17 protein-coding genes and 2 pseudogenes are annotated in these 24,094 nt (G+C 40.4%); 7 read left to right on the top strand and 12 right to left on the bottom strand.

Features of this window, described 5'->3' with window-relative positions:
• From hetR to V7K25_RS09470, 3 genes and pseudogenes are all read right to left on the bottom strand, one after another.
• Positions 1-93, bottom strand: a pseudogene (gene hetR / locus V7K25_RS09480) (heterocyst differentiation control protein); the annotation flags it as partial.
• Between the two features lie 1,989 nt (positions 94-2,082).
• Positions 2,083-2,217 (bottom strand): hypothetical protein, encoded by a 135-nt coding sequence (locus V7K25_RS09475; protein ID WP_335157245.1) that lies wholly within the window; start codon positions 2,215-2,217, stop codon positions 2,083-2,085.
• Complete coding sequence (locus V7K25_RS09470; RefSeq protein WP_335157243.1) at positions 2,218-4,551, bottom strand: EamA family transporter; 2,334 nt, start codon at positions 4,549-4,551, stop codon at positions 2,218-2,220.
• Positions 4,552-4,920: 369 nt separating this feature from the next.
• On the opposite strand from V7K25_RS09470, the gene V7K25_RS09465 reads away from it, so the two are divergent.
• The gene (locus V7K25_RS09465) at positions 4,921-5,061 is read left to right on the top strand and encodes a hypothetical protein (RefSeq protein WP_335157241.1); all 141 of its coding nucleotides are present in this window, start codon (positions 4,921-4,923) and stop codon (positions 5,059-5,061) included.
• 285 nt (positions 5,062-5,346) lie between these two features.
• On the opposite strand, the gene V7K25_RS09460 is transcribed toward V7K25_RS09465, so the two are convergent.
• The 4 genes from V7K25_RS09460 to V7K25_RS09445 all read right to left on the bottom strand — a co-directional run bounded on the left by V7K25_RS09460 (position 5,347) and on the right by V7K25_RS09445 (position 9,087).
• Positions 5,347-6,606: an inorganic phosphate transporter gene (locus tag V7K25_RS09460; protein WP_335157239.1), complete on the bottom strand. Its 1,260-nt coding sequence runs from the start codon at positions 6,604-6,606 to the stop codon at positions 5,347-5,349.
• Positions 6,607-6,685: 79 nt separating this feature from the next.
• Positions 6,686-7,732, bottom strand: a complete 1,047-nt coding sequence (locus V7K25_RS09455) for a zinc-dependent dehydrogenase (protein ID WP_335157251.1) — start codon at positions 7,730-7,732, stop codon at positions 6,686-6,688.
• A 64-nt stretch (positions 7,733-7,796) separates the two neighbouring features.
• Positions 7,797-8,621 carry a PIN domain-containing protein gene (locus V7K25_RS09450; protein WP_335157237.1) on the bottom strand — a complete coding sequence of 275 codons (825 nt, stop codon included), beginning with the start codon at positions 8,619-8,621 and terminating at the stop codon, positions 7,797-7,799.
• Positions 8,622-8,640: 19 nt separating this feature from the next.
• Positions 8,641-9,087: a helix-turn-helix domain-containing protein gene (locus tag V7K25_RS09445; RefSeq protein WP_442948078.1), complete on the bottom strand. Its 447-nt coding sequence runs from the start codon at positions 9,085-9,087 to the stop codon at positions 8,641-8,643.
• A 363-nt stretch (positions 9,088-9,450) separates the two neighbouring features.
• Between V7K25_RS09445 and V7K25_RS09440 the strand changes: the two genes are divergently transcribed.
• A complete protein-coding gene (locus tag V7K25_RS09440; RefSeq protein WP_335157235.1) occupies positions 9,451-9,954 on the top strand; it encodes a GNAT family N-acetyltransferase in 504 nt (167 codons plus the stop codon).
• A gap of 16 nt (positions 9,955-9,970) precedes the next feature.
• Here V7K25_RS09440 and dacB read toward each other — a convergent pair whose 3' ends face one another.
• Positions 9,971-11,440, bottom strand: coding sequence for a D-alanyl-D-alanine carboxypeptidase/D-alanyl-D-alanine endopeptidase (gene dacB / locus V7K25_RS09435; protein WP_335157233.1), 1,470 nt, complete (start codon positions 11,438-11,440; stop codon positions 9,971-9,973).
• Positions 11,441-11,674: 234 nt separating this feature from the next.
• Here dacB and V7K25_RS09430 point away from each other — a divergent pair, with 234 nt between their 5' ends.
• A complete protein-coding gene (locus V7K25_RS09430) occupies positions 11,675-12,274 on the top strand; it encodes a hypothetical protein (RefSeq protein ID WP_335157247.1) in 600 nt (199 codons plus the stop codon).
• Positions 12,275-12,430: 156 nt separating this feature from the next.
• On the opposite strand, the gene V7K25_RS09425 is transcribed toward V7K25_RS09430, so the two are convergent.
• The 4 genes from V7K25_RS09425 to V7K25_RS09410 all read right to left on the bottom strand — a co-directional run bounded on the left by V7K25_RS09425 (position 12,431) and on the right by V7K25_RS09410 (position 17,592).
• A complete protein-coding gene (locus tag V7K25_RS09425) occupies positions 12,431-12,913 on the bottom strand; it encodes a tellurite resistance TerB family protein (protein WP_335157231.1) in 483 nt (160 codons plus the stop codon).
• A gap of 458 nt (positions 12,914-13,371) precedes the next feature.
• Positions 13,372-15,285 (bottom strand): biosynthetic-type acetolactate synthase large subunit, encoded by a 1,914-nt coding sequence (gene ilvB / locus V7K25_RS09420; protein WP_335157229.1) that lies wholly within the window; start codon positions 15,283-15,285, stop codon positions 13,372-13,374.
• 133 nt (positions 15,286-15,418) lie between these two features.
• Complete coding sequence (locus V7K25_RS09415) at positions 15,419-16,681, bottom strand: MFS transporter (RefSeq protein ID WP_335157227.1); 1,263 nt, start codon at positions 16,679-16,681, stop codon at positions 15,419-15,421.
• A gap of 317 nt (positions 16,682-16,998) precedes the next feature.
• Positions 16,999-17,592, bottom strand: coding sequence for a hypothetical protein (locus V7K25_RS09410; RefSeq protein ID WP_335157225.1), 594 nt, complete (start codon positions 17,590-17,592; stop codon positions 16,999-17,001).
• Between the two features lie 193 nt (positions 17,593-17,785).
• Here V7K25_RS09410 and V7K25_RS09405 point away from each other — a divergent pair.
• The 4 genes and pseudogenes from V7K25_RS09405 (at position 17,786) to V7K25_RS09390 (ending at position 23,480) form a co-directional block, all read left to right on the top strand.
• A pseudogene (locus V7K25_RS09405) lies at positions 17,786-18,334 on the top strand (LemA family protein).
• Positions 18,335-18,339: 5 nt separating this feature from the next.
• The gene (locus V7K25_RS09400; RefSeq protein ID WP_335157223.1) at positions 18,340-19,695 is read left to right on the top strand and encodes a DUF3137 domain-containing protein; all 1,356 of its coding nucleotides are present in this window, start codon (positions 18,340-18,342) and stop codon (positions 19,693-19,695) included.
• Positions 19,696-20,297: 602 nt separating this feature from the next.
• Positions 20,298-21,413: a ferrochelatase gene (locus V7K25_RS09395; protein WP_335157221.1), complete on the top strand. Its 1,116-nt coding sequence runs from the start codon at positions 20,298-20,300 to the stop codon at positions 21,411-21,413.
• A 681-nt stretch (positions 21,414-22,094) separates the two neighbouring features.
• Positions 22,095-23,480: a hypothetical protein gene (locus V7K25_RS09390; protein WP_335157219.1), complete on the top strand. Its 1,386-nt coding sequence runs from the start codon at positions 22,095-22,097 to the stop codon at positions 23,478-23,480.
• Positions 23,481-24,094 lie beyond the last annotated feature (614 nt).

Raw genomic sequence — 24,094 nt, 5'->3', positions numbered from 1 at the left:
ACTCGTCCGCATGGCACTAAAAGCCAGATAAAGCATGATCTGATCCATCGCACTGGGGTCAAGACGTTTGATCAGATCTATGTCGTTACTCATATTACAGACAATTGAATAGCACGTTTACAGAATTTTTAATGGATTGAAAATAGGTAGTATACACCTGGCTGAAGGCGATGTTTTAACTTCAGACTATATTAGTATGCGATAACTATGAGATCCGTGGTAGCCCAAACTACCATTTTTGCATATTTTCTGATATTAAGGCAGATTTAGTTGTGGTTATTATAACTGTCTCTGCATCTGACCAGAAAATTATAAACATCACCAAGTCCAGCTTGACGACCGTTTCTGTCCCAAAAGTCAACTGTGTTGCAAGTAATCTATAAAGCCTTTAACTTCTCTGAGGTTTTTTTCATCTTTCTAGAGCAACAACGTCAAGCTATTTACACCTTAATTATGGCACTATGCCGACTCGGAGTAAAAATTAGTTTGCGCGGTTCATCATGGGATATCTGTTACTCGAAAAAGATGGTTTTTATTCAGCTTTAGCGAATTATTTTTAGCACACAAATTACTAGAAATAATTGGGACTGGTCTAAAAAGAAATCGCTTCCCAGGTGTAGAAACATTCAGAGGTTGAGCCGCACGGCTCGTTGCAAACTATCATCTTGTTCACAACCTCCAGTGATGTCTCGCCAGTATAAGCCGTTGGCTTAAGGAAAGATAGTAGACATCAAGTAGAGCAATTAATTTCAATTTTCAAAATACCTGTTATTTTTTCAATTCTCGTTCTTCATCATATCATTCTTTTTTCAGTTTATAACAAAATCATGTATTTTAAAGTTTATAAATAATGTCTATTTAAATAATTTATATTATTGCTAAATCAAGGTTTGATGATATTGTCTGCTTCCTATTAAATGCGATTCGTAATTATCTTTTTGTGTTGATAATTTTACACAGAAAGCCTTGATTGACTCTGAATTAATTGCATAGTTATTACACTTTGTTGATTATGCTAATAGCCGAATAATTAGTTATTAGTCAAATCCAAATAAATAAAATATAATGGATTTTATGATTATTTAGATATTTTTTTCATGAAAGAATTTTAAATTTTCATGATTTAACTAATTCATTGGCTACTTTTAAGTATATTTTTACCTCGCTGTTTTATATATTTGAGAAGGTTAAATTGCGTAAATAAAAAGAAGAGAATCCGCAGCAAGCTACGATATAAGCTTCTTTCTCTAAACGTCTAGGCGATACCTGCGGCGGGCTACGCCTACGCAGACCAAATTGACTAGTGCAGACCAACATAAATAAAGATACCATCTCATCAAACACAATAAGTTAAGTGGGCGTGAATAATTAAAGGTTTGTAGTAAGCGGCTCTAGCTCTATTTTAAGGTCTGAAGGTCTACTACAAGGCAATTTGATTAAGTTTATATTGTGCAACATAGTTCATTTTATTCTTGCCCACTTGCTGAGTCTACCATGCTTAAAAACCGGGTTACTCTAAATACTTCTGCTACTTCTTCATCTCCTTGTTCCAAAACGTGCTGTAATGGTTTTAAGTCCTTGCCAATCTTCTTTGTGAGCAAGTACTCGTGCTAAATTGCTTGAGTCAGTACTACTCATACTGCTTACATATACGTGTTTACCTATCTATATCAGGCTAAATCCCTAAAAATATATTACAAGTCAAGTTTTCTAATTACTGTTGACTCATCTATTAAGTGCTATCTCCACCTATAAGTAGGATGGCGTAAATAATGTAGTGTACCCCTGCGAGGAAGCAAGCTACGCGTAGCGTCTCGGAGAGAGCGGCTCCAGCCGCTCACTACAAACTAATTTCAATATTGGCGTTGCTGATTCCATGTATGAAAATGATTTTGCATAATACCAAAATCCTTGTAGAGACAGAGACGTAGCAGTGCTACGTCTCTACATCCAGATTCATACTTCAATTCAGCAACGCCTCAATATTTTTTACATTACATCAGTTAATGTAGTTTGAATTATTCTCACCTACTTACTTACAGCAGTCGTAAATTATTCGTAAAAATTGAGATCCCCGACTTCTCACAGAAGCCGGGGATGTTGTATGTTCAGATGATTTAGAGAAGTTGCAACTAGTGTATTCACGCCAAGATTGGTGCTGAGAGTGATGGGAACTGCTTTAGCTCCCACCACACCTAAACGGATTGAACTCGTCATTTAATTGGTGGGATTAGAGGGTTTAACCTGATTTCGCATTGTTTCAAAGCTGAAAGCAGCCGCGCCAAAGGTTACTAACAACACTCCCATAATTTGCACGATATCCAAATTTTCTTGAATGATTAGCCCAGCGAAAATCACGGTTAAAACTGGGATGGTACCACCGATGAGCGCCGATCGCGAGCCACCAAGTTTACTAATACCAACATTGTTGAGCAAATAGCCGGCAAGAGTCAACACACCCAAAATAAATGCACTTAAAACCAGTTCCAGCATCTTAGAGGGATCAACTACCAAATTCCAACTGCCTGGTAAAGGTAGCATCAAGCAGATAAAGCTCAACAGCAACATGGTGGCGAAGTTAATCAAAGTAAAAGTCACAGGATGCAGTTTGCTAGCACAAACCCGCGTCAGAATTATGTAGGCTGCAAAAGCCACGCCGGAAAGAATGGCGGCGCTGCTTCCCATTGAAGTATTACCCATACCTGGGTTGGGAGAACCTCCTAAAACCAACAATTCACCGCAGCAAATCGCAGCGATCGCACTGATGCGAAATGTGGTAGGGCGATCGCGGAACAGAAACCACGACAATAAACCACTAACCATCGGATAGATAAAGAACAGTGCGATCGCCATTCCAGTTGTGACTTGAGCGATCGCAATGTATATGAGAAGCTGAGATAAAAACAAAAAACAGCCACTCACAACTGACAACAGCAAAATCTGCTTTGTAGCTGTATTAGCAGCTGTGGGATTTCCTCTAACTGAGCTAGCCAAGTTTTCTAAGTCTTGCCACAGGGTTGGATGCAGTATCGGAGACAACAATACCATCAGTGGGACTACTACCATAAATCGTAAGGTCAAAATTAAGAAAGTATTGCCCAAAGTCGGTGGCAGCAAGCGTTCTACCTCTAATACTCCAAAAATCTGGGAACCTTCGTGGAAAATCACTCTGATGGCTACGTTATAAAGCGACGATAGGACTGCCGATAAGACAATCAACAATAAACCGATTTGGATCGACGATAAACCAGAGGAATTGCGCGATCGCGATTGTGGCGGTTTTGCTGGCGGCGGCGGCTCTAGCGGAGCGATCGGTGAAGATTGAGCTTTGCTCTGCGATACGTTCCTGCGGAGGAGAGAAATTGATTCAGCAGCGTTTCTCCTTCGTGAAGGTTGTATTGCTTCCGGCTGTGGCACAGATACAGTAGGAGGCTCTGATGTCGTTTCGTTTTCCGACAAGTCCTTATTAAGGACAGAAATTGGTTCAGCAGCGTTTTCTTTTGGTGGCGGAACTACAGCAGCATTCGACTCTGATTTAGTTTCCCTTTGGGACAAGTCTTGGCTAGGGACAGAAATTTGGTTCGCGGGGTTTTCTCTAACAACAGTCGGCTCTGATGTTGTTTCCCTTTGGGACGAGTCTTGGCTAGGGGCAGAAATTAAGTTAGCGACGTTTTCTCTAAGAACCGGCGGCTGTGATGTCGTTTCCCTTTGGGATAAGTCTTTGCTGGGGGCAGAAATTGGGTTCGCGGCGTTTTCTTTAACAACAGTCGGCTCTGATATCGTTTCCCTTGGTGAAAATTTATTAGCGATCGGGGAAATTGGCTCAGAGGAATTTCTTACTACTTCGCCAACCTGTGGCGAGGATGTCTCAAAAGAACTGTTTTTTTCTGGCTCGGTAAACTGCAAAACAGTAGGTATACCTGCTGTCGCTGGTTTGCGTGAAGCTTCTTCAATAGTTTTGTCTAGTTCTCCATGCAGGCGATTAACAAACTCCGCCAAAATCGTTTCCCCTTGCTGCTGCTGGCTGTACATCCGTGACAACTGTTGGGAAAGATTACTTTGATAGTTCTTCAGTTCCTGTTGCAGCGAGTTAAAGGTAACAGTAACGGTGTCATCCAAGCTGTCAAACATGTGTTCGACTTTTTCGTTTATTTCACCTACTACATTGCTGCTTACTTCAGCCGACTTAAGCGCAGCTTGATCGTAAGACTTGCCCTCTATGGTTTGGTTAGCTAAAGTTGCCAGAGAGGATTGCAGTTGGGAAGATATATGCTTTGCCAGAACTTCTGCCAGTTGCCGAATTAACACTTGCTGCTCAGTAATTTGGCGCACTTGTTGTAAATGCTCTTTTTCCTCTACTAAGCTTTGAATATCATCAGATAATCGGTTTTTTTCTGACTGAAGTCGCTTTACGTCTTCCTGCAATCCTCTGAGGACGTTTTGCTGAAGATTTTCTAAATCTTCAACTACAGCCCAAAGAGCATTTTCTGCTGCTCTGGATAGCTCGCCTCTGACTCTTGGGTTTTCTGGTTGCTTCTCGAATCGCCCCATTAGCTTCTAACCTCTAACACCTTGACGATAAAGCTGCTTCCGGTACACTTTATTGGCGCTCATACTAATTTCATGTATTTTGTCAGATAAATTAAAAATTTTAACAGCACTTCCGCATTTCAACGTAATTCTGTCATAGTGAACACAACTTGGCAAAGCATCAAATTTACCTTACTGCTTAATACACAGTGTTTTCTTCAGGATTGACAAGTATTTTGTCATTCGATTTTGGACTTTGGATTATCCCTATGGCTGTAAGTCGCTTCAACTCCAACCTTTTTTGTTTTGATCAGTTTAATTTACATCAACTATTTGCTAATGAGATTTTTACTTTTAAATAAATCTCACTCCAAATAAACATTTATTGTTTTGCTACCAATAGTAATTGTCAAAGACTTGCAGATGGGTGCATTATTGCCACAGAATTGTCTGACTGAAGAGGCTGGGGAGCAGGGGGCGGGGGGAATTCTAGTATCTTTCCGCCTGCCACAAGGGTTTGAGAGCAAATAAATTTATTATGTATGGGGATTTCCACCCCCTGCCCCTTTTCTCATTCTTGACTTGCGAAATTAACTGTAAATTCGTGTGGAATGTAACTTGTGTGACAGTTTATATCTCTAAATGGAGATTAAAGTATCTTCTTGTGGAAATTCAAAGTTACGCTATCCCCTGCACAACATTCTAATGAATGAGTAGCAGTTCTGCAAAAACCCGCTTTTTTGGCGTTGTTGCAATCTAGGTTCTACTTTGAGTAGATACAGTAGATGAAAAAATTAGAAAAATATTAATAATTCTTTAGAGAAATAAAATCCGGGCAATGCTAAAGATGGCAGCGCTAAGGACAGCACTCACGGGGATTGTAATTAGCCATGCGGCGGCAATGCCTTTTAGTGTTTGAAACTTAATCGACTTGATATTTTGCACTAGTCCAATACCAACTACACCACCGACAAGAGCGTGGGAAGTAGAGACTGGTAAACCTAGCCGGGAGGCAATGAGGATGGTGGTAGCAGTAGCAAGTTCGGCACAAAATCCACTACTAGGTTGTAAGGCAATAATGTTTTCGCCAATAGTGGCGATGACTTTTTTACCCCAGACAGCTAAACCACCAACAATACCAGCACCACCAAGGATTAAAATCCAAATGGGGATCGTGATACCATCTGTCGGTACGCTACCAGTGCGATTAATGTAGACGATCGCAGCTAAAGGAGCGATCGCATTTCCCACATCATTAGAACCATGAGCAAAGGCGACAAAGCAAGCACTTAGGAGTTGGAATCGGGCGAATAATCTTTCTACAGGATTAGGGAGTATTTCTCCCTTGTCTCTCTTATCTCCCAATTGTCGCCAACTCATGATTGTGAGTCCAACTGCTGCTACTGCACCGGTTAACAGTGGGATGTCGTAAGTAGGGATCGTAAAACCAACTTGCTCAATTACAAAATTGGTTAGCGGTTCAGTTAGCGATGGTAATACAATCACGCCGAAGACACCTAGCAGCAGAGTACTCAACCAGGGAATCCATTCTTGTAACTGGACTACTTGATTGGGTTGATCTAAAATCCAGTGCTTGATTTGACTGTAGAATAAAGCAGCGATCGCACCACTAATTAATGGCGTTAAAACCCAGCCAATGGTAATTAAGCCAATTGATGACCAATCAATTGCCTCTACTCCTAAAGCTACCCAACTAAATCCAGCGATCGCACCAACAACCGCATGAGAAGATGAGACTGGTAAACCGCGTGATGTGGCAATTTGCAACCACACACCACAGGAAATTAGTACCGTTACCATTCCAGTTACGAATATTTGGGGTGTAGCTGCGAACAAGGCGGGATTAGCAATTTTCGTTGCTAGGGTTTCTGTTACCTCATGTCCAAACAACACAGCACCCGTAAACTCTAAAATCCCAGCAATTATCAGTGCTTGTTTGAGGGTAACAGCTTTGGAGCCTACAGAGGTTCCCATCGCGTTAGCGACATCATTTGCTCCGAGATTCCAGGCGACGTAAAAAGCTAGTAGAGCAACTGCAACTAGGGTAATAAGCATTTTTTTGAGGCTAGCAAGGATATGAGGGAGCAGAGGGAGATCGCAATTCAAAATTGAAGAGATCCCCCTGATCTCCCTTTTACGGATAAATTAAGATTTTATAAGTATCCTCTGTGGGTGCGATCGCTTGCTCAACAGCTGCTGATAAATCTTTTAATGGATAGCGATCGCTAATCAACGCTTTTACATCAATTCGCTGATTAAACACAATATCGGCTGATAGATTCTGAAGCCGATAAGAGGAACTGTAACTGCCTATCAAGTCAATTTCCCGACGGTAGAGAATATTGGGGTTAATGGGAATTTCCAACTCATCAGGAAATTCGGCGAAAAATAAGATTTTACCGCCTTTGCGGGTACTATCAAGTGCTTGAAAAAATGCTTTATCACTGGGTACAGCCAGCAAAGTAACATCAACACCTAGTCCACCAGTTAAGGCAGAGATTTTGGCAGGTAAATCGGGATCGCGAGCATCAAAAGCCGCTTCTGCACCGACACTTAAGGCTTTATCAATTCTAGAAGGTAATAAATCGGTAGCGATCGCTTTTGCTCCAAAATACTTCACCAACATGATAAACATTAACCCAATTGGCCCAGCACCAGTAACTAATACAGTTTGTCCTGGAGCAATTTGAGCTTTTCTCACTGCTTTCAAACAACAGTTAGTTGGTTCTACAAAACTCGCTTCTTCAAAACTGATGTTATCGGGGATGGGAATTAGCCCACCATTTTCCACAATATGTCCGGGAACCTTGACATAATCGGCAAAACCGCCACCACTGGCGTTAAAGCCTGCGGTAGTGGAGATGTTTTTGTAAACATCGCACATGGAGAAATTATCATTTAGGCAGTAGGCGCAACGCATACAAGGGATGTGGTGCATCACTGCTACCCGTTGTCCAACTTGCCAACCTTTGACATTATTGCCTATTGCTGCGATCGTGCCGGCAGTTTCATGTCCAAAAATGCGCGGTGGTTCATACAGTGGATAACGAATTTTCTTAATATCTGATTGACACAACCCCACAACCCGCACCTGTACCAGCACTTCATCTGGTTCCAGAGTTGGAACTGGGATATCTTCGTAAGAAAGTTGATTAACGCCTCTAAATACCTGTGCTTTCACGTTGCTTTTTCCCCGCTCAACGATACTAGATGTAACATTAGCAGCCAACGTTAGGCTATCAGATTTAAGATTTCTGTGTTTTAGCTTGTTCTATTTCTTGTTCTAAGCTTTGTTCAAATATTTGAAATGCCTTGATATCTGCTGATGAGAGCTTTCCCTGAATTTTCCCATTCTCAACTCGCAGGATTTCCCCTCGGTTGTCCTTGGCAGTAATTGTTAAAACTCCCCGATTCTGCCAGAGTCGATAGCACTCTCCCTCTAAATATAGACCCCCTTCTAGTGCCACCTTGCCTAATTTATCCAAGGCTTTTTTAGCAGTTTGGAAAACACTCTGGCTATATTCATGCCATAAAATCTTACTGGCGAATATTGGTACTTCTTTGGTGAGCAGATCAAGTAGCTCGATAAAAGTCAGCGGTGGCTTTTTTAAATCTTGAGACCATCGGTGTATTACTTGAAGTATGCAATCTGGGTCAAGATCGTAAAGATGAGTAAGAAAGGTATCGGGGTGTTGCGCTTCTATTTCCCAACGAACCAGATCCTTGGCTTGAAAATGCTTGATATTTGAGGTGACAATTATATCAGCTTTAGCTGTAACAGCAGCAGCCAGAACATGGCGATCGCCAGGATGATTTGTCATAATTTCAGCTAATCCATTTGGCACTTCCACCATTGCTTCTGGAAAGGCTGCTGTAATTGTCCCCTCCAACTTCATTGCTCTCTCAACTGACATCTTCCCTGTAATTACAAGGTTGCGAGTTGCACCATCAAGAATTTCCTGCGACCAATAAGGCAAATAACAACCAGCCCTAGCACAACGAAGTAGAATGTCACGCAGGTACATCGGGAACATAACACAAGAGTCTAAGAGAATAAGCTGTTCAGCCATTTTGTTGGTTGAATTACTCCTATTCGTAGAATCCTGCTTCTTGGCTGATCTGAGTTAGCTCAGTTAAGAGTTGATCGCGCTTCACATCCCGTTGCTGTTTATAATTCATTAAATCATCAAAACGAACCCGTCGATGTGAACCCACCTTAATGTGAGGAATTTCACCTTGTTCTAATAACTTGATCAGGTATGGGCGTGATACACTAAGAAACTCCGCAGCTTGTTGTGTCGTCAATTCCTGTTGTTGAGGAATTATAGATATAGCCTTACCTGATGCCATTGCCTGGACAACTTGAAGCAGCACTTGATAAATCGGTTCAGGAATGTTAATTCTTTCTCCGTTAGCTCCTACCAGTTTCGCCTGAAAATCTTTAACGCTCAGTATGCGCTCCAGTTCTTTGATAGATTGAGCTTCTAACTGTGGAGATATTACAGAATCTAAAGACATGTTCTGTTTTAACATCATATTAGTCTACTACTGTGTTGCAGGGTTTCTCATTAGCAATGCAATTTACACTGTTAATCTTATTCACCATCTTAATCATACACACTACACAAACGAAATATCCGAAAAATAAAATAAATTCTTTTGTATTATCCCAAGCTATCTGGAGAAAATATGTCAAAACTTCAGTGAGGTTAAGGGATGGTTAATTAAACCTATACATCTAAATGTTTTAGTTATTGGTATAGGAACCAGAATAACTGCAATTGCTATCCAAGCGGCGCGATGGGGAGCCAAAACTATTCTGGTGAGATAGTGTTACAGCTTTCGTAACGCTGTATTATTTTTGAATATTTTCTCAAGATTTTTTCCGAGACGGTAGCAATGACTATTCGCCATGCGACTGAAACTGACTTACCTGCAATTGTGGCAATTTATAATGCTGCAATTCCTAGCTGTATGGCAACTGCTGATTTAGAGCCAGTATCTGTGGAAAGTCGCCTTCCTTGGTTTAAGACGCGATCGCCTTCACAACGCCCACTTTGGGTAATTGAAGTAGAGGGAGTAATTGCTGGATGGCTGAGTTTCCAATCCTTTTATGGGCGGCCCGCCTATAATAAGACTGCCGAAATTAGTATTTACATAGCCCCTGGCTTCCATCGATGTGGTTTGGGACGACAACTATTAGCACAAGCAATTAATGAAAGTCCGAGTTTGGGTTTAAAGACTCTTCTCTGCTTTATTTTTGCCCACAATCAACCTAGTTTAAAACTTTTTGAAACATTTGGTTTTCAACCTTGGGGACATTTACCTAAAGTTGCCGAAATTGACAGCGTTGAACGGGATTTAGTAATCATGGGACTCCGAATTACTAAACCTGTTGTTTAATTGAATGGCAATAAGATTAACAACGCTGCAACTGTGTTAACAACACAACAATTTCATCAATTGCCTGCCGCACAACTGTTGCAGGTTGTTCAGATTGATTGACAAGAATACTAAAAACCAATGGCTCATAATTAGGCGCATTCATATATCCAGATAGAGAAACTACACCCGTTAACGTACCTGTTTTTGCTTGGACAATCCCCTCAGCAGGTGTATCTTGAAAGCGGTCTTTTAAGGTTCCACTTTTACCTGCCACGGGTAAAGATGTGCGATATATATATGCTGTTGGTGTTCTTGCGATTCCTCGCAAAGTTTGTACAAAAGCTTCTGGTGTAACTAAATTACGACGTGATAAACCCGAACCATCCACTAAAATATAATTTGCTGGATCAACTCCCAATTTAGTTAAACTCGCTTTGACAACTTCCAAACCTACATCAGCACTAGTTTGATTTTTCAGTTTGGGTTTTTCTACAGCTAATGCTCTCAATAGGGCTTCAGCATAAAGATTATTACTATTCTGAAGAGTTTCCATTAATAAGTCAGATAAAGGTGGCGACTCTACAAATGCTATTTCCTTTTGATTGACACCACCATTTGCTACTGATATTTGTCCCAAAGAAATTTTTTCTGTTGCCAAAGCTGCACGGAAGCGCCGTAAGAAGTAATAATTAGGATCAACTACAGGCAAATCTATTAAAGACGGTTCAGAATTCGTTGTCAGTTGTCCTTGAATTCGTAATACTGTTCCTGATAATTCGCGGGTAACATTGACGTAGGTTGGTTGATTTTGGGCAACGGTTACTGACTGATTAATTATCCGCCATTCTTTTGCCTCGCCAGGATCAATCCACACCACTTGTAAAGATTTACCTACAGCCTGCGGTACAAGTTTTAAGCTAAAAATATTTTGATTTATAATAAAGCTGCTGACTGGTGCGCCATAGTCTGACTGCACATCTTCCCATTGCCAGGTGGGGTTAACAATATCACCTTGAATATAACTATCATCAGCTATCAATTGCTGAATTTGAGTAATACCTTTCTGTTTTAGCTGCTGTGCTAATGTTTGCAGTTGAGTATCGCTTAAGCTTGGATCTCCCCTACCGACAACCCGTAAAACACCATTGCCATTCTGATAAATAGAGGTGCGAATCCGAAAATTAGCACCCAATTGCTGCAATGCAGCTGCTGTTGTCAGTAATTTGAGGTTAGACGCGGGAGTAAAGTATTTCTGAGCATCCCGACTGTAAAGAATTGGCCCTATTGATAGAGGTTGCACTAAAATTCCCCAGCGCACCCGACTAAATAAGGGACGATTGATTACAGCATCTATAGCTGTTCCCAGTTGGGTAGAGCAAATTGATTTTGTAGTGGTTGTTGGCGCGACTTGGGTTTGTGCTTTCGCAATAAAACTAAATCCTATCTGGCTAGCCAAAAATATTAACAAAACACCCAGTGGTTGATTGAAAGCCTTAAGTCTCACCAATTTTCCTTATCCTAAAGAGAGATATTTTTACTTTGCCAAAAACTTTTTTCCGGATAGAGAAGAATTGGCTCAGTAAAGTTACTTAACTAGTATAGGGAAGATGTTCACATGTTTCATAGGTGGGCGATGTCTATGACGGGCTGCGCCTACGCACAAACATAATTTATGGGACTACAAAATAGAAACATAAGTGAACCTGCATATACAGAAATACGAAATCGAGGCAATGGTGTGAGTACATTTTTATCTGGTGTAGCTGTATTACTCTCTACTTTGGCATTGGGATGTAGCGGCTATGTAGCTTATGAAGTTTTCACGTTGCGGCAGACACTAAATGCTAGTAACACAGTCAGCAACACCATTCCCACTCAAGTGCCAAATCTTACAGCTACAACTTCTCCACAACTAACGATCTCACCATCCCCAGCTACTGCTACAACTTCAGCAATTAGCCCTGGTCAATTTGTGCAGCCTGCTTTTGGCAAAAAGGCAGAAGTTGAGTTACTTTCAGCAAAGCGAATTAAAGATCCAGAAACTGGAAACCGTGATGTGGTAAATCTGCAAATGCGTATTCGTCGCCTTGCCACAGACGGAGTTGTTGGTGGTGATATTATATCGGTTGCTAGTACAACAGCCCGCAATCCTGAGACTAGTGTAACCTACAAAGGAGTTGCTCTCAATCGCTCAACAGGAAGCGTTTCTTTGTTCCAAGTCCGTCCCCAAGCCTCCGCAGATGCTTATATCTGGCTAAGAGTTCCCGATGGTGTTAATAAGTTGGACATTTTTGTGCCAGATACAGCCGCATTTAAAAATGTACCAATTTCTAACTAGTACTGTATCGGATTAATTTTGATTAACGTGCAAGATTCCCAACTTCTTTATGAAGTCGGGAATCGGAACATTAACTCAAACAAAATTATTTCATCCTCTAAATTAGCAACCCCAAATTAAAGATGGTAGATGACTGAGGTTGCAATTCAAAAAAGATTACTCTTCTTCCTCTTCCTCTTCATCTTCATCTTCATCTTCTTCCTCTCCGAACACTCCGTCTATAAGTTCTTGTGCGCGTTCGTCTGAAATCTTTAAGGCTTCTTGAAGTTCAGAGATATAATCTTGTTCAACTTCGGGTACTTCTTCGTCAATCCCTACCACTAAGATCGCTGTGATGTATGCAGCTTCGCGATAACCTTTATTAGGTAAGGATTCGATGGACTGGGCAATTAAATCTTCTGGTTCTTCTTCTTCAATCAAGCTGACGACTTTTTCGGTCAATTCTTCAAAGTCTTCTTCAGAGTAATCTTCAAATAAACCAACCCGACCGAGAAATTCACTTAAAGCATATTCTTCTGTTGAAGAAATACCTTCACCGTCAGCCGCAGCTGAAAACAGTCCAAGAATGGCGATCGCAACTTCTGGTTCTAGAGCAACTGAACTAATACTACGGCCTTTGGGCAACTTGCGTTTAGACATAATTATCCTTTAAAAGTTACGTGATATTTCAGGAAGCTATATTTTGCGGTTTATCATGCTTCCTCGATTTATGATTCCCAAAAGAATGCGGAAATATACATTGGGATGAATCTTTTTTTCATAAAAAATACGCAGAGAGTATATTCATCTGCGTATGAAAAAGGTTAAGTTGCCTCAAGTAGTTATAGTATAGTTTTATACTGTATTATCAAAAGTATAAGAAAAGCGATCGCCCTCCGGGAAGAGTCCGCGATTGCTTTTCTTTAAACCCCTACTCTAGGAGTCAACTACTACCAACCGCTAACCCTGGCGAAGTAATGAGTATTTTAAGCCGACCTAATCAGGAAGATTAAGTGACATCTACGCAAGAGGAAAGGGAGCAGAAGTAGGGGAATTCCTGTATATTTCTCCCCTTTTCCTTGCTCCCCTACCTCTCTGGTCTAAATTATCAAAAAGCGTTACAACTTCGTCCCACACTCAGCACAGAAGTTATGGGTAGGAGCATTTTTTGCATTGCAGTTACTACAATACACTGGCTCTGCTGCCGCTTTTGGCGATCGCTTCTGCAAGCCGACCATTTGAGCATTGCTCTTACCAGGGACTACCATTGGATAGCAGTTTTCGTCTCTGGTGACGTGGACATTTAAGATTACTGGCCCCTTGTGTGCTAGCATTTGGGCGATCGCATCTTTTAATTGGCTGCGATCGCTAATTACCATGCCTTTAATGCCATAAGCTTTTGCCAATAACTCTACGTCTGGCATCCCTACTTCCATGTTTGAGCATGAGTAACGCTCACCGTAGAAGGCTTGCTGCCACTGGCGCACCATCCCTTGCCAGCCGTTATTGATAATTATTGTCTTGACATTTATCCCATACTGTGCAAGTGTACCAAGTTCCTGCAAACACATTTGGAAACTGGCATCACCGCTAATACAGATGACTTCTTCATCAGGAAACGCTACTTTCGCCCCCATTGCCGCAGGTAAGCCAAAACCCATCGTTCCCAAACCAGCACTAGAAATCCAGCGCCTTGGGCCGTTCTTCAAGAATTGTGCTGCCCACATTTGATGCTGTCCGACATCTGTAGTGTAGAAAGCCTGGGGTGCTTGGCGACTGACTTCTACAATTACTTCTTGGGGTGAAATGCTGTCGGGATGTTGCGGCACTATTAGAGGATACTCATCGCGCCAACGGTTAACTAAATTTAACCACTCTTGGTTTTGATTAGGGGTAGCCTTAACGCCTGTTTCTTTGCAGCGACGCAACAAGTCTACTAACACGTTCCGCACATCGCCGACGATAGGCACTTCAGGAATACGGTTTTTGCCGACTTCTGCGGGATCGATATCGATGTGAATTACTTTGGCGCGGGAGGCGAATTCATCCAATTTGCCTGTAACGCGATCGTCAAATCTAGCGCCAACGCAAATCAGCAAGTCACAATCACTAACGGCAAAGTTAGCGTAAGCAGTACCATGCATTCCCAACATTCCCAAAGCGAGGGGATGATGTTCGTCAAATGCACCGATCCCCATTAAGGTTGTGGTGACAGGGATATCGAATAATTCAGCTAGTTGTTTGACTTCTTCATGGGCACCAGATGCGATCGCACCACCACCGACATACAATAGCGGACGGCGGCTTTCAGTAATCAACTGGATGGCAGCATTAATCTGCCGGGGATTTCCCTTCACCGTAGGACGATAACCGCGCAACTTCACTGAACCTGGTTTTACAGGCACATAGTCAAATTCTTCTAAAGCTACATCCTTGGGGACATCAATCAAAACTGGCCCCGGACGCCCACTGCTAGCGATGTGGAAGGCTTCGGCGACAATTCGCGCCATATCTTTAGGATCGCGCACTACATAAGAGTGCTTGACGATCGGTAGCGTAATCCCGTAAATATCGGTTTCTTGAAACGCATCTGTACCAATTGATGGCCGTGCTACCTGTCCCGTAACCACAATCATCGGGATTGAATCCATGTAGGCGGTGGCGATGCCTGTCACCAAGTTAGTTGCTCCTGGACCAGAAGTGCCAAAGCATACTCCTACTTTACCCGTGGCACGGGCATAACCATCGGCGGCGTGGGCTGCGCCTTGTTCGTGTCTCACGAGAATGTGCTTAATAGCACCAGTTGCTTCCACCTTATACAGGTCGTCGTAAATTGGTAGAATTGCCCCACCAGGATAACCAAAAATATAATCAACGCCGTGGCGATGAAGGCTGTCAAGGAGAGCAAAACCACCAGATGCACGTTTGGGGACGGCTGGCGGGCTAGAAGCACGAGACTGTTTGTGATTCTCGGTTTGTGGAAGACTGATTTGGGAAAGCAATTCTCCTGCGGAGACACTTTGTGAACGCACGGTCAAACCTCAGACTATAGCTAAAGTTAATACTGAAATTCTGTATTTAAGATTTCATTTTAATTGAAAACTTCAATCAAATTCGGATAATTTTATATATTAAATATAAAGCTAGATTATTAGCCTACATTAATTAAATAACGTCTTGCAAGACTTTGCGGGTATTTTGCCAAGCCCAAACACCGACAACTACGACAACAATACTCATTGCTACAAGCACAGTTCGCAAGCCCAGAGCATCAGTTAATGGCCCAGTAATGGCCAGAGGTAACGCCAGAGCGATGTTAACGGCATGATTTTGAAAGCCAAATACTTTACCGTGCATGGTAGGTGGTGTTTGCTGTTGAATTAAAGTTTGCATGGGTACGCCAATTAGGGAAGCACCTATACCCAAAAATGCACAGAGTCCTAGCGCCAGTAATAAGTTGTGCGTAAAAGTGAACACCCCTAAAACTATTGCCATCATCAAAAATCCAATTAAAGGTAGGGGCTTGCGATCCAATTTATCACCCCAGTGGCCTAAAATCGCCGCACCAAATACCATACCCACGCCTGCTGCTGCCAAGAAAAAGCCAAACTGTTTTTCTTTTAAACCAAACTCTGCGGCTAATCGAATCGTCAGCACCGTTAAGGTTGCAAACACACAATATAAAGTTGTCAGTTGCAGCATGGCATTCAAGATCAAAGGGTTTTTCTTGAGATAGCGCAGGCTTTCGGTGAATTCAGTCCAAGGGTGATTTGATGCCTGGTGTTCTTTTGAGAGTTTGGGTTCTTTAAACTTAATTGGCTGCATGATCGCAGCCGATAATATGTATAATCCACCAACTACAAGCTCTTGACCATATTCTTCTCCCATCAAGCTTTTTGCCAAACTCAAAATTGGCTCTCCTATAGCAAAGCCAACAATTAAAGCTCCCATCATCGTGCTGCTAAACAAGGCATTGGCTGCCAACAAATTTTCTCGCTTTACCAATAAGGGAATGGCTGCTTGTTCAGCTGGTGCAAAAAACTGCGTCACCGTGGAAATGGCAAAAGTCAGGATTAACAAAATCAGGAAGTGTCGTGGCAATAAGGGAAGACACAGCGTCAATATTCCCCGCACGATGTCTGATCCGACCAGAATCAGCTTTTTTGGCAACCGATCAACAAAGATACCACCGGCAGAGCCGAATAAAATTGCTGGTATTGTAAACGACAGCATCAAGGTTGAGTACATCGAATTTTGTGCCAACCCAGGAAGCGGAGGGTAGTTCTCCAGCAGAGCAATCAGCAAAACGAAGAAGACTTTATCTGCTAACTGGGACAGCAGTTGCCCAATCCACAGGAGCATAAAACCACGGTTTTTTAGCAGTGCGCCAAACCCGTTATTAACAGCAGCTGGTTCAGTTGGAAACATTTAGATACTTTCTTTAGGTAGATGGAGATAGAGCATTGGGCATTGGGCATTGGGTATTGGGCAGAAGCAGGGCTATTTCATTCTCATCTAGCCCGCCTCAGAATAAATTCTGAGTCTAATAGCGAAAGTCGTCTAAAGACGACTGAGAAGAGGTTATAGTCAGTTTTAACGGACTTTAGCTATGAGCCGGGGAACTTCAGTTCTGGGCAGTTTATGTCTAGAACGAAATAGCCCTGGGGCAGAAGTGAGAATAAATGCTAACTCCTAACTCCTAACTCCTAACTCCTAACTCCTGTTTACTTACTCCATTGTCCGGATTAATTTGCTTCATAGCGCTTTAACAGCATAAGCAAAAATTCAGTTGCTGTCAGACGACCTTTGGGTGGAGAAATTTCAATGGATGAATCTACCCAGCAGCCTTGTACAATTTGGGGCGATCGCCAGATGCACAAATGATCTACTGCTGGTTCTGCATAAAAGTTATTTTGCCCACGACCTAGCAAACAAGAACTCCAATGCGTGAAATAATCATGACTCATCCGGTGAATAGGGAAATTACCCTGTAGTGGTACTCCCCATCCATCTATAGCAATAAATGCTTTGACACGACCACCTGAGAGTTGCCACAAATGCGCTGCCCCTATTGCTCCGACTACGCCAGCACTAAAGCTAATAAATATAATTGGTGATTTTATAGAGTTGGTCAAGCAATGCCTGCGGTGAGCTAGGCTAACGCGCAAAAACTGCAAAATATGAAATGCTGATAAAACCAAAAAATCTTTACCCGGATAAATCAGTATATTTGGGGGATTGGGTGCGATCGCGCTATTACCAACTACATCTAACAATCCTACTCTAAAGCTTTCAGTTAACTCTGGCTCATGGATTCCAGGGCAAATAATTATACTCATCTCTAACACTACCTTTGATTTTTTGACTCTTCCGATGTACAGAGCTTTTTCAAAAATCAAGTAATATCCTTATATATTACCTTATTTTTACTGAGTAAATTATAGCCGCCTCATATATTTTTCCGAAAGAATACTATTTTAAAAACTTATTAATTGGGATTATAAATAATATTAGATTACTCCAACAAATCAAATGTTTATCTGTATCATTAGTTTGGTAGTTCTAATATTAATTATTTTTATTGCTTTATATAATAGTTTAATCCACAAAAAGAATCAAGTTAATAATGCATTTTCTACTGTTGATGTAATTCTGCAAAAAAGAAGCGATTTGATACCTAGCCTTGTTACCTTAGCTCAAATATATATGCAATTTGAGCAAAAAACATTGATATAAATTAGCAGACTCAGAAGTAGAGCAACTTCAAAAAACTTAAGTGATAATAGCCGATTTGCCGTAGAAGACCAAATTTCGAGGATGTTAAGTAAAATTATAGTAATAGTTGAAACATATCCCGAATTAAAAACAAACGACCATTTTATCCAATTACAATATTCCTTAAGGGAAGTAGAAGAACAACTTTCTGCGGCTAGAAGATTTTATAACTCTGCCGTAACTGAATATAATAATGCCGTAGAAATGTTTCCGACAAATATTATAGCTTGGTGGATGAAATATCAATTAAAATTGCAGTTTCAAGCTAATCAACAAGCAAGAAACAATGTAAATATTGAAATTTAAAAAACATGTCAGAATTAAAGTTGGTAAATATTCAAGAATTCTTAAATGCAATAGTTAACCTGTTAGAATATCAAAAAAATTCCAAGTTAGCACTTCAGGGCTTGGAAAGTTTTTTCCAAAATAATGCAGAAACAAATAGAAAAGAATATTTTTATGCACGGGTGTTGCTTTTAGACGCATACCTATATAATGGACACTTTGACAAGGCAATTAGCCTATGCCAAGAATTGAGCAACAGCAAACATCAAACAACTCAGATATTAGCACAATACTATCTTGCCGAAATATTTTCAGAAGCTAAACCCACAAAACAAAAACCATCACTAAATTCAAGTAAAAGTTCACTCACCACTGCACAAGAAACTGAACTTATAAATACTGGGTATGAAGCTATTACTAAAAAACGTTATAAAAAAGCAATCCAAGCATTAAATATTTTTTGTCAAGCTGCTTCTCCGGCTACGAAACACTATTTGCTAGCACATAAATGGCTGATAAAAGCATATCAAGAAAATGGGGAAATTAATCATGCGATCGCTCTTTGTCAGCAACTCCTAATTAATGACGATGAAGCAACGAGAAAATGGGCAAGGCGACTCTTATTTACAGACCTATTTATAGATAATATTGATGTGTCTGTGACTACACCAAATCCCACTGAATCAAAAGTTAAGCTACAATCACCAAGTAAAACCTTGCCAGAAGAACCCGAACCACCTATTGAAAAATTTATCCCTAAAACATTAAAGGAATTCAAAGTATTTTATCAAATTATTCCACCATTTATATCTTATACAGTTTTTTTATTTGTTAGGTTATTAAAAATAATTCCATATATATTTGGCAGTATTTTGCAAGGTAAAAACATTGAATACAAAAAGTTTGAAGCTGAAGTTTTTAGAAATCAATTTACCCGTGCAAGTGTAGTCTTCAAAGGATTATTTTTTAAAGCTAAATTTAACAAAAATCTACAAACTGTTACAATCGTTCAGCCCAAATTTATTAACGCTAATATTCATACTATTAATCTTGCTAAAAAACAGATAATTAAATTAGAAGATCCAGAATTTGCTAAACTGTTCACTGTTTATGGTGATGACCAAATAGAAGCACGCTATGTCTTATCTACTAGTTTAATGGATAAAATAGTTAGCTTTCGCAAGAAAACCAACAGAAATGTTTATATTTCTTTTGTTGATGACATGATATACATCGCCATAGAGGAACCAGTAGAAAATAATATATTTGAACCTAATCTTTTTACAAATATGTTAAGTTTTGCACCTTTAAGAGAATATTTTGAAACTCTCAACTTGATGTTGGGAATTGTCGAAGACTTAAATCTGGATAGACGCATTTAGCAAAATTTCATAATTCAGGAGTCAGAATAGTGAAAAGCTCAGGAGATAACTAGAAGGGATGAACGTACTTTTGATATCAAACCTTTTATAAATTCTGACTTCTGACTCCTGTTTGACTTTTGACTTTTGACACTTCGACTCCGCTCAGTGTTAACTTTTGACCATTTTTTGAATTCAAAATTCAAAATTCAAAATTCAAAATGAAGAATAGAATAATTTTGAATTAATTAATTCTGGGTACAAGCCCCCACTGATTCTTTGAATCAGTGGTCTACAATCAGTGGCGGGTTTCAAGCCCCCACTGATTGTCTTTAATTTTGAATTGATAATTTTGAATTTTGAATTCCCCGAAGGGTTTGACTTCCCCAAAGGGGCTGGGGCTGAACACTTTCGCCATTCCAGCGACATACGAGATGGCGCATGGTTCAATTTTGCATACCCAATGCCCCACGTAAATTTTATATGTCTTTTGATGTATTATTGGGATTTTCCCACCTATCCTATCCCCCTGGATGGGATAATAAGTTACAAGTAGGGAAAATGTGCAAACTGTTCCCTAACTTTATATTTCTCTGCACTCTGGTTATATTGAGGAATTAATTGTGGTTGCCACGCCGGAAAAAGTACAACACACCCACGAGCATCTATCAGGTAAAGACCGTGTAGCCGTACTGCTTATGGGCTACGGCGAAGTCGAAAGCTACGAAGATTTCGCCAACTATAACGAACAGGCTTTAAATCTACTGACAGCAAAATTTGCACCAGTACCAACCTGGATTTATCCCCCTCTGGCAAAGCTTTTGGCGCTATTTGACCGCCATGAGTGGGGACACACACACCACGATTTTATCTCCCCACACAATGCCATCTTTGAACAGCAACGGGCTGGGATTGAGAAGAATTTACAAGAAAAATGGGGTGATAAGGTTCAAGTTTTCAAGGCTTTTAACTTCTGCGCCCCTTTTCTACCCAATCAAGTTTTAGCAGAAATCAAAAACGAAGGCTTTGAGAAGCTGCTAATTTACCCACTGCTGGTTGTTGATTCTATCTTTACTAGTGGTATTGCGATCGAGCAAGTTAACAACGCTCTCGTTGAGTTGACTGATGGTGAGGAACACTGGGTTAAAGCACAGCGCTACATTCCTTCTTTCTTCAACGAACCAGCCTACATCGATTTGATGGCTCATCTGGTTGAGGAGAAAATTGCTGAGTTAGCAGGCGCTTATCTACCTTCTCAAATCGGCATTGTGCTAATGAACCACGGCTGTCCCCACAAAGCTAAAGGCTTTACTTCTGGGATTGCCGAAAGTGAAGCAATGTACGATTTAGTTCGGGATAAGTTGATTAACCGCTATCCTTTAATCTCCGTGGGTTGGCTCAATCATGACACGCCCCTAATTGATTGGACACAGCCAAATGCAGAGCAAGCTGCAAATAACCTGATTCAATTAGGTGCAAAAGTGGTAATTTTTATGCCAATTGGCTTTGCCACAGAAAACCACGAAACTTTATTGGATGTACACCACATCATCCATGCTTTGGAAAAACAGCATCCTGGTACGAACTACGTGCAAATGGCTTGCGTTAACGATCGCCCAGAATTTTTGGCAATGGTGGCCCAATGGGCTGATGCTCATATTGCAGAGTTGTTGTCAGAGCAAACTTTGGCAGTTAATCCCCAACTCGCTGGGGATCACCATCATCACCACCATCATTAAGTTGAGTAGGGTGGGCAAAGCTTTGCTCAATAATTACTAATTCGTAATTCGTAATTCGTAATTAAGAGGGGCAGAGCAAGCACTGATTATAACTAGTAATTATATTGACATTCCCACGCCTTGAAGGCGTGGGATTTTTAATGCCTTACTTACGCTTAAATTTGCCTGTAACCCTCAGTATGCAGATAAAGTTATTTTTTTTTAATCATTCTTAAGTAAAATTCCGATTAGACCCAGTATTATTACCCAGGGTATTTAGACTAGATAAAGTTATTGTGTAACTAATAATATCGATTTTACTACGTGTTAAGCGATCGCAAGCCAGGAAGCTAAATGAGCATCCACAAGTTCTTAATGATGAACCAGCCAGTAATTGGTAGGCTTATTTGCGAACTCAACCTCTTAACTGATCTAAGGCAGAAACAATTTTTAGCTGCTTTAGCGGTTAATTATCATACACCAGTTTTGTGTAAAGAGAGTAGGAAACGCGCCAGAAGTTCGCAGCGTTACAGTGTATCCAAAAAAAGTTGTTAGAGAAGTATTTGCCTAAGTGTATTTTTAGGCAAAAAAGTTGGCGTGCTGTTATCGAACAGCCAGAATTCTTGTGGAATCAATACACTGTTTTTCTCCGACCTTAGCACCATATATCGGAATCAAACCCTGAGTCACAAGGATTTACGGATGCTAATTAAAGACAAAATCGGAACTTCTTTGAACTACTATCTAATAGCTTTTGATGCTAATGGCAAAGAACGCGCAAACAATGGAGAGCTAATTAGCCAAAAGGTATTAGAAACCTTATCCAAGCCTGAGAAACCAATCACAGATGTCTTTTTGATGAGTCACGGATGGCAAGGTGACATTCCGGCGGCAAAAGACCAGTATGACAGATGGATTGCAGCTATGGCTAAAAACCAGGCTGATATTGAAAAAATGAAACAGGTGCGACCAGGATTTAACCCCCTGTTAATTGGTCTACATTGGCCTAGTAAGCCTTGGGGAGATGAAGACCTAAGTGCAGTGTCGCCAGACAAAACAATTGTGTCTTTTGACACGACAGATGATTCTCAAGAAGAGTTAGTTGAACAGTATGCTCATCGGATAGCTGATACTGAAACTACTAGAGAAGCACTCAGAACAATTTTCGCTGCGGCCGGAGAATATGACGTTGCACCTTACACATTACCATCAGAGGTGCGTGAAGCTTATGAGGTTTTGATTAAGGAAGCATCTTTGAGTAGTGAAGCAGAAGATGCAGATGCGTGGAGCGAAAACGAATCATTAAATTTAGATCCTGAAAGTGTATATGAAGCTACCCTGACAGAAGAAAACGAAGATGTCAGCTTCGGAATTGGGGATAGTGTGAAATCAGCCGGAGATGCATTTTTGAACATTCCGAGATTGTTATCTTTCTGGAAAATGAAAGACCGCGCTCGGAAAATCGGTCAAACTAGCGGTTTCAATTTGTTAAATAGACTTCAACAGGTGACAGATAATACTGTGCGATTTCATTTGATGGGACACAGTTTTGGATGTATTTTTGTTTCAGCTACTGTAGCAGGTACACAACATAACAAATTAACCCGTCCAGTAAATTCTCTTGTCTTAATACAAGGCGCTTTATCACTGTGGTCTTTCTGCTCAAATGTCCCTCATAGAAAAAATATTCCTGGTTACTTCCGCTCTATTATTAGCGATCGCAAAGTTACAGGGCCAATTGTTACTACCCAATCTCAGTATGATAAAGCTGTCAAAAATGCTTATCCTATGGCGGGAACACTAGGAATATTTGGAGGGCAAGATATAGACTTTGACCCTAATACTGAGAAGACATATCCCGGTGTAGGCGGCATTGGTTTTTATGGAATTCAGGGTGATGGTTTGGAAGTTATTAATGATGAAAAAGGTATGCTAACCCTGCAAGAATCCTACAACTTTGAGCCAGGCAAAATTTACAACTTAGAAAGTAGTAAATATATCGTTGTTCCTCCTAGTCCCACATCTAATTCGGGTAGCCTACAAGAGAGCCATCAGGATGAATGCGATGGTATTGCTACTAATCAATAATCTGCTAAGTTCGACCAATATAGCAGTTGTCAATTAAGTATGTGATGGTAAAAAAGTAATTTTTCACGCCATGAATACCTTAATAACAACTCATAGGAGTCTGCAACAACAGTATTACATCGATGCTGAAAATGCAAGCTATACCATACATACATCAGCGTTCAATAAATCAGTAATTGTCTATTGTAATTTTTTCGGGTGGTTATTTACCTCATAGCGATCGCAATTATCAAAGCGGTTGTAAAATTCAATTGATAACTGCTGTAAATAGTTACTACAGATATCAAGCTTGTCTTTTAAAATATATTCTAAATAAAATAAATATTAAAACTCTAAACACTGAAAAATATTTATTTTATTTTCATTAAATAACTTTTTAAAAATCTTATTTTGACTAAATTATAATATGTTGTGTTATGGTTGATTGGATTAGCCAAAAGCAAAAGGTAATTGCAACCTTTCCTGTCAACTAATAAAGCTGAAATTTCATCTAGTTTCTGTTGGTATAGCAGTTAAATATCGGTTCTTCCGCTACTTTTATGGCGAGAATCAAAATTAATTAGATTTTAACAACTACAATTTAATATAAAAAATGGTTAAAATTTAGATATTGT

This window comes from Nostoc sp., from assembly GCF_036919495.1.
Taxonomy (GTDB): domain Bacteria; phylum Cyanobacteriota; class Cyanobacteriia; order Cyanobacteriales; family Nostocaceae; genus Nostoc.
This window is presented reverse-complemented; position numbering and strand designations above follow the sequence as displayed.